General features: G+C 66.3%; 16 protein-coding genes. 6 read left to right on the top strand and 10 right to left on the bottom strand.

What is annotated here, in order from left to right; translation table 11 throughout:
* Positions 1-4: 4 nt before the first annotated feature.
* The 3 genes from CXZ05_RS05445 to CXZ05_RS05455 are packed head-to-tail and all read left to right on the top strand — an operon-like array spanning position 5 to position 1,622.
* Positions 5-160, top strand: coding sequence for a DUF4177 domain-containing protein (locus CXZ05_RS05445; RefSeq protein WP_003797879.1), 156 nt, complete (start codon positions 5-7; stop codon positions 158-160).
* Between the two features lies 1 nt (position 161).
* Positions 162-695 carry a RidA family protein gene (locus CXZ05_RS05450; RefSeq protein WP_102971614.1) on the top strand — a complete coding sequence of 178 codons (534 nt, stop codon included), beginning with the start codon at positions 162-164 and terminating at the stop codon, positions 693-695.
* A gap of 15 nt (positions 696-710) precedes the next feature.
* Complete coding sequence (locus CXZ05_RS05455; RefSeq protein WP_102971615.1) at positions 711-1,622, top strand: NUDIX hydrolase; 912 nt, start codon at positions 711-713, stop codon at positions 1,620-1,622.
* 245 nt (positions 1,623-1,867) lie between these two features.
* Here the strand turns inward: CXZ05_RS05455 and CXZ05_RS05460 are convergent, their stop codons facing one another.
* Positions 1,868-2,545 carry a Crp/Fnr family transcriptional regulator gene (locus tag CXZ05_RS05460; protein WP_003797871.1) on the bottom strand — a complete coding sequence of 226 codons (678 nt, stop codon included), beginning with the start codon at positions 2,543-2,545 and terminating at the stop codon, positions 1,868-1,870.
* Positions 2,546-2,737: 192 nt separating this feature from the next.
* On the opposite strand from CXZ05_RS05460, the gene CXZ05_RS05465 reads away from it, so the two are divergent.
* The gene (locus tag CXZ05_RS05465; RefSeq protein ID WP_102971616.1) at positions 2,738-3,925 is read left to right on the top strand and encodes a MarP family serine protease; all 1,188 of its coding nucleotides are present in this window, start codon (positions 2,738-2,740) and stop codon (positions 3,923-3,925) included.
* A gap of 56 nt (positions 3,926-3,981) precedes the next feature.
* Here CXZ05_RS05465 and CXZ05_RS05470 read toward each other — a convergent pair whose 3' ends face one another.
* From CXZ05_RS05470 to CXZ05_RS05495, 6 genes are all read right to left on the bottom strand, one after another.
* Entirely contained in the window at positions 3,982-5,070 is a 1,089-nt protein-coding gene (locus CXZ05_RS05470) for a DUF2332 domain-containing protein (RefSeq protein ID WP_102971617.1), read from the bottom strand.
* 2 nt (positions 5,071-5,072) lie between these two features.
* Positions 5,073-5,549, bottom strand: coding sequence for a type II 3-dehydroquinate dehydratase (aroQ, locus tag CXZ05_RS05475; protein WP_102971618.1), 477 nt, complete (start codon positions 5,547-5,549; stop codon positions 5,073-5,075).
* 181 nt (positions 5,550-5,730) lie between these two features.
* Positions 5,731-7,938 (bottom strand): alpha-galactosidase, encoded by a 2,208-nt coding sequence (locus CXZ05_RS05480; RefSeq protein ID WP_102971619.1) that lies wholly within the window; start codon positions 7,936-7,938, stop codon positions 5,731-5,733.
* Between the two features lie 133 nt (positions 7,939-8,071).
* Positions 8,072-9,412, bottom strand: coding sequence for a sugar ABC transporter substrate-binding protein (locus tag CXZ05_RS05485; protein WP_102971620.1), 1,341 nt, complete (start codon positions 9,410-9,412; stop codon positions 8,072-8,074).
* Between the two features lie 48 nt (positions 9,413-9,460).
* Complete coding sequence (locus CXZ05_RS05490; protein ID WP_102971621.1) at positions 9,461-10,402, bottom strand: carbohydrate ABC transporter permease; 942 nt, start codon at positions 10,400-10,402, stop codon at positions 9,461-9,463.
* A gap of 10 nt (positions 10,403-10,412) precedes the next feature.
* Positions 10,413-11,363, bottom strand: coding sequence for a carbohydrate ABC transporter permease (locus tag CXZ05_RS05495; RefSeq protein WP_102971894.1), 951 nt, complete (start codon positions 11,361-11,363; stop codon positions 10,413-10,415).
* Between the two features lie 214 nt (positions 11,364-11,577).
* Here CXZ05_RS05495 and CXZ05_RS05500 point away from each other — a divergent pair, with 214 nt between their 5' ends.
* Positions 11,578-12,795: a Gfo/Idh/MocA family protein gene (locus CXZ05_RS05500; protein ID WP_102971622.1), complete on the top strand. Its 1,218-nt coding sequence runs from the start codon at positions 11,578-11,580 to the stop codon at positions 12,793-12,795.
* Positions 12,796-12,805: 10 nt separating this feature from the next.
* Complete coding sequence (locus tag CXZ05_RS05505) at positions 12,806-13,825, top strand: LacI family DNA-binding transcriptional regulator (RefSeq protein ID WP_102971623.1); 1,020 nt, start codon at positions 12,806-12,808, stop codon at positions 13,823-13,825.
* 47 nt (positions 13,826-13,872) lie between these two features.
* Here CXZ05_RS05505 and CXZ05_RS05510 read toward each other — a convergent pair whose 3' ends face one another.
* The 3 genes from CXZ05_RS05510 to CXZ05_RS05520 are packed head-to-tail and all read right to left on the bottom strand — an operon-like array spanning position 13,873 to position 16,578.
* Complete coding sequence (locus tag CXZ05_RS05510; RefSeq protein ID WP_102971624.1) at positions 13,873-14,655, bottom strand: DeoR/GlpR family DNA-binding transcription regulator; 783 nt, start codon at positions 14,653-14,655, stop codon at positions 13,873-13,875.
* Between the two features lie 43 nt (positions 14,656-14,698).
* Complete coding sequence (locus tag CXZ05_RS05515) at positions 14,699-15,610, bottom strand: carbohydrate ABC transporter permease (protein ID WP_102971625.1); 912 nt, start codon at positions 15,608-15,610, stop codon at positions 14,699-14,701.
* Positions 15,607-16,578 (bottom strand): carbohydrate ABC transporter permease, encoded by a 972-nt coding sequence (locus CXZ05_RS05520; RefSeq protein ID WP_102971626.1) that lies wholly within the window; start codon positions 16,576-16,578, stop codon positions 15,607-15,609. The genes CXZ05_RS05515 and CXZ05_RS05520 overlap by 4 nt, the downstream gene beginning before the upstream one ends.
* Positions 16,579-16,588: the final 10 nt, after the last annotated feature.

The raw sequence follows: 16,588 nt of genomic DNA on the forward strand, positions 1-16,588 counted from the left end.
TTTCATGACCAAATGGGAGTACGCCACGATTCCGCTCATCATCCACGCCACGAAGCAGATTCTGGACCAGTGGGGAGACGACGGCTGGGAGCTTGTCCAGGTAGTCCCGGGACCCGACGGCAACGGCCTTGTCGCCTACCTTAAGAGGGAGAAGCAGTAGCATGACCACCCCCCAGGAAACCGCTTCCAGCGCTGATCTGACGCCGTCGTCCGCCGTCGAACAGCGTCTTTCCGAGCTCGGACTGACCCTCCCGGAAGTTGCCGCCCCCGTCGCCGCCTACGTGCCGGCGGTCGTCTCCGGCAACCACGTCTACACCTCCGGACAGCTGCCGTTTATTAACGGCAAACTCGAAGCTACGGGCAAGGTGTCCGCCGGCACCGAGGGCGCCTCGGACGAACCGACTGTGTCCCCGGAAGACGCCAAGGCATACGCCGCCGTCTGTGCCGTGAACGCCCTGGCCGCCGTGAAGAGCGTCATCGGCGACCTCGACCGCATCACGCGCATCGTCAAGGTAGTGGGCTTCGTCTCCTCCGACCCGTCCTTCACCGGCCAGCCCGGTGTCATCAACGGCGCCTCCGAGCTCCTGGGCCGGGTCTTCGGTGACGCGGGCCAGCACGCCCGTTCCGCCGTCGGCGTTTCAGTCCTGCCGCTCGACTCTCCCGTGGAAGTCGAACTGATCGCCGAATTCAGCTAGGAGCAGTAGGTTCCTTTGCCCCAACTAGCACGCCGGCTCTTTGTTCTTCCCCCCGACCTTGAAGGGGCGGCACAAAGCTGGCTCGAACACGGCGAACGGACTCCGCGCAAACCGCGTTTCGCGTCCTCCGTGGTACTCCTCCGGGATTCGCCCACCGGCCTGGAAACCTGGCTCGGGTACCGTCCCGGCTCGTCGCCACTGGGCGTCCTCGCCTTCCCGGGCGGCTCCTTGGACGCTTCCGACGACGACGCCGTGGGCTGGCTGGGGCCCTCGCCCCAGCATTGGGCTGAGCAAATGGGAACGGACGACGTCGGCCTGGCCCGCCGCCACGTGGTGGGTGCAGTCCGTGAGCTGTTCGAGGAGACCGGCGTGCTGCTGGCAGGCCCGGACCTGTCCTCCACCGTGGAGGCAACGTCCACGGTGGACTGGATGAAGGCCCGCGAAGCGGTTGCGTCGCAGGAGAAGTCGTTCACCGCGGAGCTGGCCAAGCGCGGCCTGTCCCTGCGCACCGACCTGCTCAAGCCGCTCGTGAACTGGCTGAGCCCGGACTTCGCGCACCGGCGCTTCAACACCCGGTATTTCGCCGCCACCGTCCCCATGAACCAGCAGCCCTCCATCCTGGAGAGCAAAGGCGTCTGGGGCCGGTGGGTGTGCGCCACCAAGGCGATCGCCGAGCGTGACACGACCGTACTGGGTGACGAGGTGGGCCAGGAGAACACCGTCGGCCTTACCCTCGGCCAGCTCATGGTCCCCGGCTCCGAAATCATGCTGGAGAAGATGGCCAAAGCCAACGGCTGCATCGCGTACCTCAGCTACAAGCGCACCCCGCACGTGTACCAGCCCAAGCTGGTCGACGAAAACGGGACACTCATGCTCGAAGTAGAGGCAGCCAAAACCGTCGCGGGCGAGCCCCAGCGCGAGCGCTAAGCCGCTTCCCTTCCGGTTCCGTCCGCCGGGCGGCGGCCGTTAGCGAACCAACGCATCCTCAGATCTTGTCGCCTTTCTCCCGACGCTTCCTCTGGTCCTGCCGGATTCTCCCCAACGCGTCCTCAGATCTTGCCGCCTTTCTCCCGACGCTCCCTCAGGTCCCGTCGCCTTTCTCCTGACGGTGAGTGAGTTAAAACCAAAAGCCGCCCCGAACGAGCAGGGGCGGCTTTTGCTGCTAGTGAGACTTAGCGGGAGCGCTGGCGGAGGCGCTGCATGTCCAAAATCACGACGGCGCGGGCTTCGAGTCGCAGCCAACCGCGCTGGACAAACTCGGCCAGTGCCTTGTTGACGGTTTCGCGGGACGCGCCGACGAGCTGGGCCAGCTCTTCCTGGGTGAGCTCGTGTGCCACGAGAACGCCGTCGGTTGCGGGGCGGCCGAAGCGGTCGGCGAGGTCCAGGAGGGCCTTGGCCACGCGGCCGGGCACGTCGGAGAAGACCAGGTCGGAGAGAGAGTCGTTGGTGCGGCGGAGGCGGCGGGCCAGCGCCTGCAGCAGCTGGGCCGAGACCTCGGGACGGGTCCGCAGCAGGGAGTTCAGGCTCTCGTTCTTGAGGCCGGCCAGGCGGGTCTCCGAGACGGCGGTGGCCGTGGCGGTGCGCGGACTCGGGTCGAACAGGGCCATCTCGCCGAAGAGCTCACCCGGGCCGAGGATGGCCAGCAGGGATTCGCGGCCGTCGGGGGAGGTGCGGCCGAGCTTCACCTTGCCGGAGACGATGAAGTAGAGCTGGTCACCCTGGTCGCCCTCGCGGAAGACGGATGCGCCGCGGGACAGGTCGACTTCGGTCAGTTCGTCCGTCAGCAGGCGGAACGCGTCGTCGTCCAGCGTGGCGAAAAGGGGTGCGCGTCGCAATACCTCGATGTCCATGAATTCTCCTGTGTAAAAGTGTCGTCTGGGGCGCTTGTGCCATTGTTTCAGAATTTTCAACGTTCTGTGACGTACTTGGCAGCTGAAACGCCCTAAAAGACGCCGCGAGACCAGCGCAGGCGCCGTGCATCCACGGCAATTTGTCAGACTTCGCCAGTAGAATCGGGGCTTAGCTGCTTGTGAGGAGACCCGGTGTTTGGCCTGACCGTTCTGGACCTTGCGTTGATACTCACGCTTTTGTCCTATCTGATCTACGGCCTGCGCAACGGCTTCCTGGTGACCGTCGGTGGCCTGGCCGGCTTCACGGCGGGCGCCGTGGCCGCATTCCTCTCCGTTCCGCTGGTCAGTGACTTCGTTGAGGACAGTGGGTGGCGCCTGACCGCCATCATCGGCACAGCCGTCCTTCTGGTGGTCCTCGGCAACGCGCTCGGAACCATGATCGGGCGCAGTATCCGCAGCGCCGTTCGCATGCGGCCGCTGCGGGCTATGGACAGACTCATTGGCGGGGCCGTCAATCTGGTCGTGTCCGCGTTGGTCATGTCCATGCTGGCATTCAGTATCAGCGCACTTGGTGTGCCCTTCGTTTCGCAGCAGCTGGCCGAGTCCAAGGTGATCCGTTTCATAGACGGACTGACGCCCAACCCGGTCAAATCCGCGATGGCGCAGCTGCGCTCCGCGGTTATGGGCGACGGCATCCCCACGCTCATTGAGGGCATTGGCCAGGACCAGCAGCAGGTTCCCGTTCCGGACGCCAGCACGGACACACCGGCCCTGAACAGGGCAGCCGGTTCGGTCCTGAAGATCGCGGGGACCGCGTTCCAGTGCGGGCAGAACCAGACCGGAACAGGCTTCGTGGTGTCATCCGGACGCGTGGTGACCAACGCGCACGTCGTTGCGGGGGTGTCGCAGCCTGTTGTGGAGGTCCCCGGAGGCGGTGCCATGCCCGGCAGGGTGGTGTACTTCGACAGCAAGCGCGACCTCGCAGTCCTGGCCGTGGACGGACTGCCCACTGAGGCGCTGCCGCTGAGCTCTGACCTGCCCGCGGGAACCGCCGCCGCATTTGCCGGCTATCCGCACGGCGGCCCCTACCAGTCCAAGCCGGCCACTGTGCAGGGCATTTCCACAGTGCTGGTGCCGGACATCTATGGCAACAACCCGGTTCCGGACGAGGTGTACAAGCTTGCCGGCGACGTCCAGCCCGGCAACTCCGGCGGGCCGCTGCTCACCACCAATGGAGAGGTGGCAGGCGTCATCTTCGCAAAGACAACATCCAACGCCGCCCTGGGGTTCGCGATTCCGATGATCGACCTCCGGCCCGTGGCCGCAGAGGCGCCGAGCCTGTCCAGCCCCGTGTCGTCGGGACAGTGCATCCAGCAGTAGCGGCATCCAGCGGTAGCGGCGACTGGCAATGGGCATCCAGCGAAAGGATCAGCCGGTTACAGCCAGTCCAGGCTCTGGCCGTGCGGGCCGGTTATGGCCACCGGCTGGCCGTTGTGCAGCAGCAGGAAGTTGCCGCGGAGCCGAGCGGGATCCATCTCCGGGACAACCACCGAGCCGTCCTCCTGGATGATCACGGTCTCGCCCTCGTTGGACAGCCAGTGGCAACCCCGGTCCCGCGCCAGGCTCTGCATGCTGGCCCGGAACCTGGAGCGCCCCCCAGCGCTGACGTAACCCATGACGGCACTGTGAAACACCACCAACGCGGCGTCGGGAGGGGCCTGGCCGGCCAGTGACAGCAGCTGTTCGTTGAGGTCGCCGGCTACGAGTAAAGGCGGATCGTGGCGCGCAACGGCAATGGCCCGGCGCAGCCGGTCCCGGCGGAACTCCTGCTCCGGCCAGATCAGCGCTTCAAGCCACGCGACGTCGTCGGGATTCCGTACGTCCAAGGGATTAAGGTCGATCCCGGCCCGCCACACCACAGAAGGCAAGCTGTCCGGCAGGGGAACCGGGCCCGCTGTCCTGCAGCGCAGGACGGGGGGCTCCGGTCGATGGCCGGAACCGGCTGGCGGTAGGCCGGAACCGGCTGGCGGTAGGCCGGAACGGGCTGACGGCAGGCCGGAAGTGCCGGGACCCAGCCGGGTGACGGTCGCGCCGTCGTCGAACTCGTAGCTGTAGCGGTCCGGGAACAGGGCAAGGCCGGCGGAAGCGCCCACCTCGATCAGCGCAAGCGGCCGGCCCTCGGCGGCCGCGATGGCCGCGAGCGACGGAAGCAGGGTTGCGCAGCGGCCCACCTCGTTTGTCTGGGTGGCGCGGGACATGACGGTGCGCGAGATCTCGGCCCAGTGCTCGTCCAGGAAGGCCCGGAACTCCGGGTACGGGGAGACCCCGGCGCCGAGGAAACGGGCGGCGGCCAGCATCAGCAGGGGCTGGCGCTTGTTGTATGGCCAGCGGTCGATCCGGGCGATCAGCCCGGGATCCTCGGCGATGTGCAGCGACCAGTCGGCGTAGCAGGGCGAGGAACCGGGGGCATCAACCGTGCCGAAATGCCGGTACCACTCTGCGGTGCCGAGGGCCGCCGCCGGCATGGTCAGGCCTTGCCGGCATTCAGGTCGGCGAGGTACTCCACGGCGAACCGGTAGCCCAGAACCCCGGCACCGGCGATCACGGCCTTGCTGATGTCGGAGAGGTAAGAGTGGTGGCGGAATTCCTCGCGGGCGTGCACGTTGGTGATGTGGACTTCCACTGCGGGGACCTGGACCGCGGAGATGGCGTCCCGGATGGCCACCGAGGTGTGGGTGTAGGCCCCGGCGTTCAGCACGATGCCGATGGCCTTGCCGCGGGCGGCGTGGATGGCGTCCACCAGCGCACCCTCATGGTTGGACTGGAAGCACTCGACGTCGAGCCCGTGCGCGGCGGCGGTGTCCTTGGCGAGCTGCTCGACGTCGGCCAGCGTGGCTGTGCCGTACTTTTCCGGCTCGCGGGTGCCGAGGAGGTTCAGGTTGGGGCCGTTGAGGACGAGGATGGTGCCGCGGCCGGCTTCGGTGGCGGAGGGGGCTTCAGTCATGCCTGCAAATCTATCGCGTCGGGTTGCCGGGCTCCGAGGGCGAGGCTTTCGTTACGGAATACTGAGGCGTCCCGCACCGCCGGCTGGAGGGCCGGCGGTGCGGGACGGGGATGGGCGGGACGGAGAACGACGGCGGGAGGCAGCGCCCGCGGGCCGCGCAGCTCAGAGAGAGCAGCTCCGCTCAGATGGCCGTGACCTTCAGGACCAGCGCGTGCTCCGGGTTGAGGCTGGGCATCGGGAGCCCCACCTCGGCCAGGAAGCGGCCGCTGGCCTCCGCGCCGGAAGCCAGCCATGCCGGCGGCTGGACCTGGGTGAAGGTGTGGCCGTAATCGGCGTCCACCGGGGCCGGGAAGATGGCCTCCACCCGGTAGCGGCAATCCGCCTCGAGCCCGGGCAGGGCGACCCGTCCCAGCTGCTCGGCGAACGACGTGCGCGTGCTCACCAGGGCGAACAGGGCCGCCGTCGTTCCCGCAGCAACGGAACCTGAGCCGGAACCGGAACGAGCAGCGGAAACGGCCACCACGCCGTGGAGCATGAGCGAGTCGTCGGGCACGTCGGCCCGGACCATCCGGCCGCTGTGGATGAGCCCGCGGTGCTCCTTGTACAGCTCGATGAAGCGCTTGAGCTCCTGACGCTGCTCGCCCTGGACCTCCCGGACATCCCATTCCATCCCGAAGTGACCGAACAGGGCGGTGATGGCACGGAAGGACAGGTCGTGGGTGCGGGCGGTGGTGTGCGAGGTGGTGGGGCCGATATGGCCGCCCACCAGTTCGGGCGGAACCACGACGCCGGTCCACCGCTGGATGGTCTGCCGCTCCAGGGCGTCGTTGCAGTCCGAACCCCAGATGCGGTCCGTGCGGTCGAGGATGCCGAGGTCCACACGCGCCCCGCCCGAGGAGCAGCTTTCAATTTCGACGCCGGGATGGGCCTTCCGGAGCTCATCGAACAGGCGGTAGGCGGCGAGGGTCTGCTCGTGCACGGAGGAGCGTCCGGCGTGCCCGTGTTCGGTGAGGTCCCGGTTCTGGTCCCACTTCAGGTAGCTGATGTTGTTTTCGCGCAGGAGGGCGTCTATCCGGTCAAAGATGTACTCCCATGCCTCCGGGTTCACCAGGTCGATGACGTGCTGGTTCCGCCAGGCCAGCGGCAGGCGTCCGCCGTCCTTGTGCGAGGCGGCGGCCGGTCCCACGATCCAGTCCGGGTGCGCGCGGGCCACGTCCGAGTTGAGGTTGATCATCTCGGGTTCCACCCACAGGCCGAACTCCATGCCCCGGGACGTAACGGCGTCGATGAGCGGCGTCAGGCCGTCCGGCCAGAGCGTCTCGTCCACGAACCAGTCGCCCAGGCCGGCCGTGTCGTCGCGGCGGCCGCGGAACCAGCCGTCGTCGAGGACGAATCGCTCCACGCCGAGGTCGGCGGCCGAGTCCGCGAGTTCGATCAGGGTGTCCAGGTTGTGGTCGAAGTAGACGGCCTCCCAGGTGTTGAGCACCACGGGGCGCGGCTTTCCGCCGCCCGCGGCCGGGAGCACGTGGTGCGGGCGCGAGCGGAACCAGCTGTAAAACGCCTCGCTGATGCCGTCCAGTCCGCGGTCGGAGTAGGCGGCGAAGAGCTTGGGCGTGGTGTAGCTGGCGCCGGGCCCGAGAACCACCTCGGCGGGGCCCAGCAGTTCCGAGCCGCCGATCATGGTGCGCCCGTCCGCGAGGGTGTCCGCGAACTGTTCGTGGTTGCCGCTCCAGGCCAGGTGGGTGGCCCAGACCCGGCCGTGCCGGTTGCCGAAGCCGGCGGTGCCGGCCGCGAACAGCAGCGAGGAGTCGTGTCCGGTGCGGCCGTGCCGGCCGGTCCGCACCCAGGTGCCCTGCTGGATGGGGCGGCGCTGCGGGTGCCGCTCCCGGCACCAGCGCCCGGTCAGGTCGAGGAGTTCGACGGCGTCCGGAGCCACCGGGAGAACGGCGGCCAGTTCGTCGAGCTGGAACGGCGTGGTTCCGGTGTTCGAGACGGTGTGCTGCAGTTCCAGCAGGCCGCCGTCGTGCAGGGTGAGCGTGGATTCCACGGTGATGCCGGCGTCGGCGTCCTGCTGGACGATGGCGGCGGAGCGGCCGTTGACTGTGGCGCGCACGGCGCGCAGTCGAACGGAGAAGTCGAGTCCGGAGGCGTCGTCGGCAATCCGGTGCCCGCGCAGGCCCGGCCGCCCGCGCCAGCTGGAGGACGCCTGGGGGAGCAGTCCCGCCGAGACGGTGGCGTCGACAGCTGAGTTGGGGATCGCCTCCGTGAGGATGGACAGGTCCGGGAGTTCGCTGCCAAGATCGGCACCCCAGTGGATGACCTCGGCCTCCCCGCTGTCGAAGCTGATCGCCAGGCTGGTGCCGGCGGAACGGAGGTGCAGGGGATCCATAGGTGAGTCTCTTTCGTGATGAGCAGATAGGTATGTGGGGTGCTGCGGGGCCGGCGCGGTACGTGCGGTTTCCGGCCCCGCAGGTGTGGTGCTGTGTGGATGCCTGGACTTTGATTTTCGCCCAGTTGCCGCCCTACTTGAAGAGGGCGTTGACCTGGTTGTTGGCTTCGGTCAGCGAACTGGCGGGCTGCTTGCCGGATACCACGGCGTCCATCGCGGGTTCCATGATGCCCTTGACCTTGGCGGTGTTGTCAGTGATGGGGTACAGGAACGTGGTCTTGTTCTTCACCTGCTCGGTGAAGGCTGTGACGTCAACGCCCTTGGCCTTGAACGCTGCAGAGGCCTTGTCGGAGGAGGCCTTGAGGGCCGGGAAGACTACAGCCTTGGACGCAACGACGTCCTGGCACGGTGCCGAGGCGAGGTATTCCACCCACTTGATGGCTGCATCCTTCTTCTTGGTTCCTGCCCAGATCGAGTCGGCCAGGCCGTTGAACATCGACGCGCGCTTGCCCTCCGGTCCCGTCGGAGTCGGGGCGATGCCCACCTCGATGCCCTTGTAGCCCGTGTACTGGCCGATCATCCATGAGCCGTGGGCATTGATGGCTGACTTGCCGGCAGCGAAGGTATCGGCCATGGCTGCGCCGACGGTGGACTCGAGCTTGGGCATGTAGCCCTTCTTGACCAGGCCGGCGAACCAGTCGATGGAGGACTGGAACTTGGGGTCGTCGTAGTTGTAGTGCGTGCCCCACGGGTTCTTGTCCGTGTGGGACCAGCCTGTGGTGTTGGCGAAGTAGCTCCACTCCGTCTGGCCTGAGGAGTCGCCGCCGCCGTTGAGTCCGAGGCCGTAGACGGCAACGTTGTTCTTGTCGAAACCTGCTTCGTCCCCCCGCTTGCCGCTCTTGTCCACGGTCAGGTGGGCGATGACTTTCTCGTACGTTCCGCCGTCCTGCGGGTTCCAGGTCAGGTTCTTCATCTGGTCCTCGGAGATGCCGGCCTTGGTGAGCATGGCCTTGTTGTAGAAGAGCCCGATGGTGTCCCAGTCCTTCGGCAGGCCGTAGCGCTTGCCGTCCTGGCCCACCCACAGGTCCGCGAGGCCCTCGTTGTAGGCGGCCAGGTCAACGTTGTCCTTCTTGACGGCGTCATCGATGGGCAGCAGCTGCTTGTTCTCCGCGAGTTCGCCGTAGCGCCCGAGGTGGTTGGTGAAGACGTCGGGGGCCGTGCCGCCGACAAATCCGTTGGTGAGGGTGCTCCAGTAGTCGTCCCACCCGCGCTGGGTAATCTTGACCTTGATGTCGGGGTTGGCCTTGGTGAAGTCGTCGGCGCACTGCTGGTACGCGGGAAGCTGGTTGGCGTCCCAGAGCCAGTAGCTGACCTCGCCCTTGGCCGATTCTGCAGAGGATCCTGAGCCGCCGCAGGCGGAGAGGGAGAGGGCCATGGCTGCGGCGACGGCGACGGTGCCGAGGGATTTCTTCATTGTTTTCTTTCCGTTCGGGATGGGAGTGAAGGGAGGCGGAGAGGGGGCTTACTTGATTCCGGAGAATCCGATGGAGTTGACGATCTTTTTGCCGAAGGCGGCGAAGAGGACCAGGACAGGCAGTGCCGAGACCAGGGTGGCGGCCATGAGGCCGGACCAGTCCGGTGCCCCCTGCGGGGACTGCGACTTGAAGACGCCCAGGCCCACCTGAAGGACGCGTACCTCGTCCTGGGATCCGACCAGCAGGGGCCAGAAGTACTCGTTCCACTGGCCGATAAACGTCAGCAGGGCAAGGGTGGCGATGGGTGCTGCTGCGTTGGGGAGAACGATCTGGAAGAAGATGCGCAGGTGCTTGGCGCCGTCGAGCATGGCTGCCTCCTCGACTTCACGGGACATGTTCAGGAAGAACTGCCGGAGGAAGAAGATGGCGAAGGGAGTCATAAAGACGTACGGCAGGACCATCCCGAGCATCGTGTTGAGCAGGTCCAGGTTCTTGATCAGGAGGAAGTTGGGCAGGGCGGTGAAGATCGGCGGGACCAGCATGGTGCCCAGGAACAGGCTGAATACAGCGTTCCGGCCCTTCCAGCGAAGCCGGGCAAAGGCGTAGGCAGCCATCGCGCTGAAGAACACGGCCCCGGCGGTGGTGATGGAGGAAAAGACGATCGAGTTGCGCAGGTACAGCCAGAAGTCGATCGCGGCACCGGAACCGCCCTCCGCGACGGCGTCGGCGGGGCTCTGCAGCCCGAAGACGCGCATGAACGCGCCAACGGTGAAGTCTGCCGGAAGCAGGCTTGCCGATTGCGTGGCCAGCGCTCCGTTGGTGGACAGCGCGGTGCGGAACACCCAGAGGAACGGGAGCACAGAGACGGCGACGGCGAGGGCCAGCAGGACCCAGGCGCCCGCGCGGCGGGCGTTGAATGGGCGACGGCGGGGGGTTGCCGGGCGGCGTGCGGCGGCCGGCTGCGGTGCGCGGCTGGTGGTGGTGGTCATGCGGGACTCCTTAGTCCAGGTCCGACTCGTTGCCCTTGAGGAACTTCATTTGGATGAAGGCAACGAGGGCGAGGATGAGGAAGAGGATGACGGCGATGGCGGATCCGTAGCCGAAGTCCGACTCGGTGAAGGCGCGCTGGTAGATGTAGTACTGGATGACGCGGGTGGCGTTGACCGGTCCGCCCTGCGTGGTCACGGCCACGGTGTCGAAGACCTGGAAGGAACCGATGACGGTGACGACGAGCACCAGGACCAGGACCGGGCGAAGCAGCGGCATGGTGATCTTGCGGAAGGTCTGGAACGGTGACGCGCCGTCCAGTTTGGCCACCTCGTAGAGGTGCTGCGGGATGGCCTGGAGGCCGGCGAAGATCAGCAGGGCGGTGTAGCCCATGTGCCGCCACGTGTTGATCAGTGCCTGGGTGGGAATGGCCCACTCCTCACTGCCGAAGAATGCGACGCGGGGGAGGCCGGCCCATTCGATGAACTGGTTCACGATGCCGATCTGGTAGTCCAGCATCCAGAACCAGAGCAGGGCCGCGATGACGTTGGACATCAGGTAGGGCAGGAGCAGGGCGCCGCGGACCAGGGTGGACTTGGCCACCCTGTCCATCAGGAGGGCCAGGCCGAGGGCCAGTGCCGTCTGGAGGACGATGTTCATGAGGACGTACTGCCCTGTGACGGCCAGGGAATTCCAGAACAGCGGATCTTTGGCGATCGCCGCGTAGTTGTCCAGGCCCACCCACTCCGGGTCGCCGAGGATGTTGTACTCCGTGAAGCTCAGGTAGATCCCCCGGATGGTGGGTACCACGTAGAAGAGGACGAAGCCGATCATTGCCGGGGCGATGAAGAAGAGGGCGATCTTGAGGTCGCCGTACCGCCGGAGGCTGCCTCGGCGGATCCTGCCGGACCGCACCGCACGCTGATCGCTCCTGGCTGCAGGGTTCTTAGTAAGGGTGGTCATCATCGACCCTTCCTGGGTGTGTGATGGAACTAACAATCGGGCATCAATCTACACGAGTAGATATCGGAGCGCAACGTTTAAGTTTGCTGGATTGCAGGTTCGAATTTCTCCAACGCTGCATGCGTTGACTCGAGTAGATCCGGATGTAAGACTGTGGCGCAAACGTGTGCGCACCGGAACGTCGGTGCCGCCTAGGCCTAGGAAGGCAGGAACAATGACGTTTTCAATTGGTGTAGTCGGGGTGGGACAGTTCGGCGGCCAGTTCGCCCATCTTTTCAACCTCCACCCCGGGGTCAGCGAGGTCTTCGTCGTTGACGAGCGGGCGGACCGGGCGGCCGAGGCAGTCGCGCAACATGGCCTTGCCGGGTCCATTGGCACCTTCGATGAGCTGCTGGCGTCCAACGTCGACGCCGTCGCCATCTTCACGCAGAGGTGGACCCACGGACCACTTGTGGAGCGGGCCCTCCTGGCCGGAAAGCACGTCTACTCGGCCGTGCCCATGGCCGTCACCGAGGCCGAGATCGCGAAGATCATCGACGCCGTCCGTGAGACCGGCAACGTCTACATGATGGGTGAGACCAGCTACTACAACCCGGCCACCGTGTATGCGCGCCAGCAGCACGCGGCCGGCCGGTTCGGACGGGTGTTCTATTCCGAAGGCGACTACGTCCACGACATGGATCTGGGCTTCTACGACGCCTACCAGTACAGCGGCGGGGAGCGCTGGAAGGAAACCGCCAGCTACCCGCCCATGCTGTACCCGACCCACGCGATTGGCGGCGTCCTCGGTGCCCTGCCGGCACACGCAGTGAGCGTCAGCTGCGTCGGCGTGAAGGACGACCGCGGGGACGGGGTGTTCGACAAGGACATCAGCATGTTCGGGAATGACTTCTCCAACGCCACGGCCCTCTTCGAGCTGAACGACGGCGGTGCCATGCGGACCAACGAGATGCGCCGGGTGGGCTACCCCTCGCACATCCGTGAGTCCCGGTTCCGGTTCTTCGGCACCGAGGCCAGCTTTGAGCAGCTGGCCAAGGTGACGGTGTGGCAGGACAAGACCAACGTCCACGACATCTCAGAGCAGATGGAGTCACGGCCCAGCGTGCCCCTGGACGACCCGTCGCTGGCCAATGTGGCGCCGGAACTGCGGGACGCCTTTGTGTCCGGGCTGGCGCCGGTGCATGACAGCGACAGGCTGCCGGAGGAGTTCCGCGGTGCCCCCAACGGCCACGAAGGCAGCCACCAGTTTCTCGTGGACGACTTTGTCACGGCCGTGAACACCGGCTCGCTGCCGCCGGTCAACGCATGGACGGCCGCAAGGTTCACCCTGCCCGGCATCGTGGCCCATGAATCCGCCCGGCGGGGCGGCGAACGCCTCCCCATCCGCGACTTCGGCGATGCTCCGGCCACGCTCCAGGCGTGCTGTAGCTAGCATGGACACTATGACCATTCCGGCAGTGCCCGCCCCGCGGACCCAGGTGACCCGCAAGGATGTTGCCCGGTACGCCGGGGTGAGCACCGCCGTCGTCAGCTACGTGGTGAACGGCGGGCCGAAGAAGGTGGCACCTGCCACCGAGGCGAAGGTCCAGGAAGCCATCCGGCAGCTGGGCTACCGCCCCAACGCGGCTGCGCGGGCCCTGAAACTGGGCTCCAGCGAAACGATCGGTTTGGTCATTCCGGACAACAGCAACCCGTTCTTCTCGATGCTGGCCCACGCCGTGGAGGACGCGGCGGGGGCGCTCGGGTACGCCCTGGTGCTGACGAATTCGGATGGCAACCTGGCCAAGGAGCGCCGGAACATCCGGAATCTCGCAGCCCGGCAGGTGGACGGCGTGGTGCTGGCCAGTGTCCTGTTCGAACCTGAGCTGGCCGACCTGGAAGCCGCGGAGATCCCGTCCGTGCTCCTGAGCCACAGCGGGAGCTCGGCTGGCGTCACCACGGTGGGCGTCGACCTGGCCAAGGGTGCCCGCACTGCCGTCGAGCACTTGATCGGGCATGGCCACACCAACATCGGCCTGGCCATGGGCACCACCACCGGAAACGAAGCGGACGCCCGCGAAGAGGGCTGGGTGCGGGCACTCAGGGACGCCGGGCTGCCGGAAGGCCCCATTGCCCGCAGCGCCTTTACCCGGGTGGGCGGCTACGCGGCTGGGCGGCGGCTCCTGGCGTCGGGGCACCGGCCCACTGCCATCTTCGCCAGCTCCGACATGCAGGCCATTGGCATCCTCCGCGCGCTCCACGAGGCGGGCCTCTCCGTCCCAGGGGACATAGCGCTGGTCTCGTTCGACGGTTCGGAGGACGCCGAATACTCCTGGCCGACGCTGACCACGGTGGAGCAGCCCGTGCGCGACATGGCGGAGGCAGCGGTCCGGGCACTGGTCGGGGCAGACCGCGGCGAGCCCGCACAGCACCGCGTCTTTCCTACGAAGCTCCTGGTTCGGCAGTCCTGCGGCTGCCCGTAAAGCTGTCCGGAACTACGGGGGCCCTGCTGGCTTAGAGCAGCCGGCGCCTAAACCAGCCTCAGCCGGCCCACCCGGTCGCGGAGGATCCGCTGCGCGTCGGGGGACAGGCCGGAATCGCAGATCACCTCGTCGGCTTCCTCGAGCTTGGCGATGGTGCTGATTCCCTGGGTGCCCCATTTGGTGTGGTCCGCCAGGACCACCACCTTGCGGGAGGCGGCGATGAATGCGCGGTTGGTTTCCGCCTCCAGCAGGTTCGGCGTGGTGTAGCCGGCCTCCGCGTCCATGCCGTGAACCCCGAGGAACAGCAGGTCCAGATGGAGCTGGCGGAGCGCCGCCGTCGCGATGGGACCCACCAGGGCGTCCGACGGCGTGCGCTCGCCGCCGATGAGGATCACCGTGGAGGCATGGCGCCCGGACCCCGAGGCGGAGGCATGGTGGAAGAGGTCGGCGATCTTCACGGAGTTGGTCACCGCGGTGATCCGTGGGCCGTTGGCAAGTTCCTTGGCCAAGGCCCAGGTGGTGGTGCCCGCGCTCAGCGCCACCGCCATTCCCTCATGGACGAGGGCGGCGGCCTCCAGGGCGATGGCGCGTTTCTGGGCGGTCAACTGGGTGGACTTCAGTTCGAACCCCGGCTCATGCGTGCTGGCATCACCGGGCAGCTTGGCACCCCCGTGGATCCGTTCCACCTGGCCGCTCTCCTCCAGCATCTCGATGTCGCGGCGCACCGTCATCAGGGACACGCCCAGCTGCTGCGCGAGGTCCGACACGCGGACCACCCGCTCGCGCCGGACGGCGTCCACTATGGACTGGTGGCGGGCCGCGGGAAGCATCGGGATCCTTTCAGTGGATGAAACCTACACTGCCCATCATCGCCTAGCCCTTGCTGGAACCAAGAGTCAGGCCCGCAACAAACTGCCGCTGCAGGAGCAGGTAAACGATCAGGGTGGGAATTACCGTAATGACGGCGCCGGCCGCCAGCAGGTTGTAGTTGTTCAGGAACTCGCCCTGGAGGTTATTGATCGCGGTGGTGACGGGCAGCCGGTCGCCGCTCTGGATGAACAGCAGAGGCCAGAAGAAATCGTTGTAGATGAAGATGACTTCCAAGGTTGCAAGGGCGGCGAAGGCCGGGCGGCACAGCGGCATGATGATTTCCCGGTACTGGCGCCAGATCCCGGCACCGTCCACGAGTGCGGCCTCGGTCAGGTCCGCGGAGAGCGCCTTCATGTAGTTGGAAAGCACGAAGGTGCAGAACCCCATCTGGAACGCCATGTTCACCGCGATGACGATGATGTACGTGTTCAGCATGTTGCCGGAGTCGCTGAAGGAGTAGGGCACCTGGAGGTGCTTGGCCATCTCGAACAGCGGCGCCGCCAGTACCTGGGGCGGCAGCAGGTTCCCCGCCGTGAACATGATGAGCAGCGTGATGTTGAACTTCCAGCTGACCCGGCTGACGGCGAACGCCATCATGGAAGCGAAAAAGAGCACCAGCAGTACCGCGGGGACGCAGATGATCACCGAGTTCCAGAGGTATTTGGCGAAGCCGCCCTGGGACCAGGCCTGGATGAAGTTGTCCAAGTTGAAGTCACCGGCCAGGCTGAAGTAGCCGTGCTCGTTGGTGGAGGCGATCGGCCGCAGGGCCGTGAACACGGCCCAGATCAGGGGGATTAGCCACATGACTGCCATGGCCGTCAGGAAGATATGCGTGCCGTAGTGCCGCTTCGGCCTGCTGCCGGAGCGGGTTGCCGGCCGGCTCGTGGCCGTGCTGGGGGAGGCCGCAGCGCTCATGACCTGTTCTCCTTGCCGAAGGTGCGGCTGAGGTAGAACACAATGGGCACGAGCGAGATGACCAGCAGGACCACGGCAAGGGCGGAGCCGACGCCGATCACCTGGCCTTCGCCCACGAGGTTCTGGATCACCAGGGCGCTGAGGAGCTCCAGGCCGTTGGTTCCGCGGTTGATGACGTAGACGACGTCGAACGCCCGCAGCGACTCGATGATGGTGATGACGACGATGACAATGTTGATGGGCCGCATGGCCGGGAACACCACGCGGAAAAAGGTCTGGACCGCGTTGGCCCCGTCGATGGCGGCGGCTTCCTTCAGGCTTGGGTCCACGCCCTTGAGGCCCGCCAGGTACAGCAGCATGACGTAGCCCGCGTGGCGCCACGTGGCGGCGATCATGGCTGCCCAGATGTTTACCGAGGAATCCCCGAACCAGTCAACGGCCTGCGGCGTTCCCGAGGTTCCGAGCAGGAAGTTCAGCAGGCCGTTGTCACGCTGGTAGAACAGCTGCCAGATGATGCCGATCAGTGCCAGCGACAGCATTACCGGTGTGAAGAAAATGCTCTGGTAAATCCGGCTGCCGCGGATCTGCTGGTCCAGCAGCACTGCCAGCAGCAGGCCCAGCGGGGTGGCCACCAGGGCCAGGAACGCCAACCACAGCATGTTGTGCTGGATGGCGGGCCAGAACGGCGGGTAGTCCTGCGAGATGTACTGATAATTGTCGGCGCCTGCCGGCCTGATGTCGGTCAGTGCCAGCCCGTTCCAGCGCGTGAAGCTCAACCCGACGGACATCACCGTGGGCAGCCAGATAAAAACCAACTGGATCAGGGTGGGAAGGCCCACCATGAGGGACAGAACCACCTTGTCCCGTCTGGAGAGCCGGCGGACCTTTCCGCTGCGGACCCGTTTCGCCGGCGCCCCGGACGGAGCCCGGGACTCCGGCGGGACCAGGTCTCTTGCTGTAGCGCTCATGGGAGTCCCC

The sequence above is a fragment of the Arthrobacter sp. AFG20 genome, from assembly GCF_002892795.1.
Classification (GTDB): Bacteria; Actinomycetota; Actinomycetes; order Actinomycetales; family Micrococcaceae; genus Arthrobacter.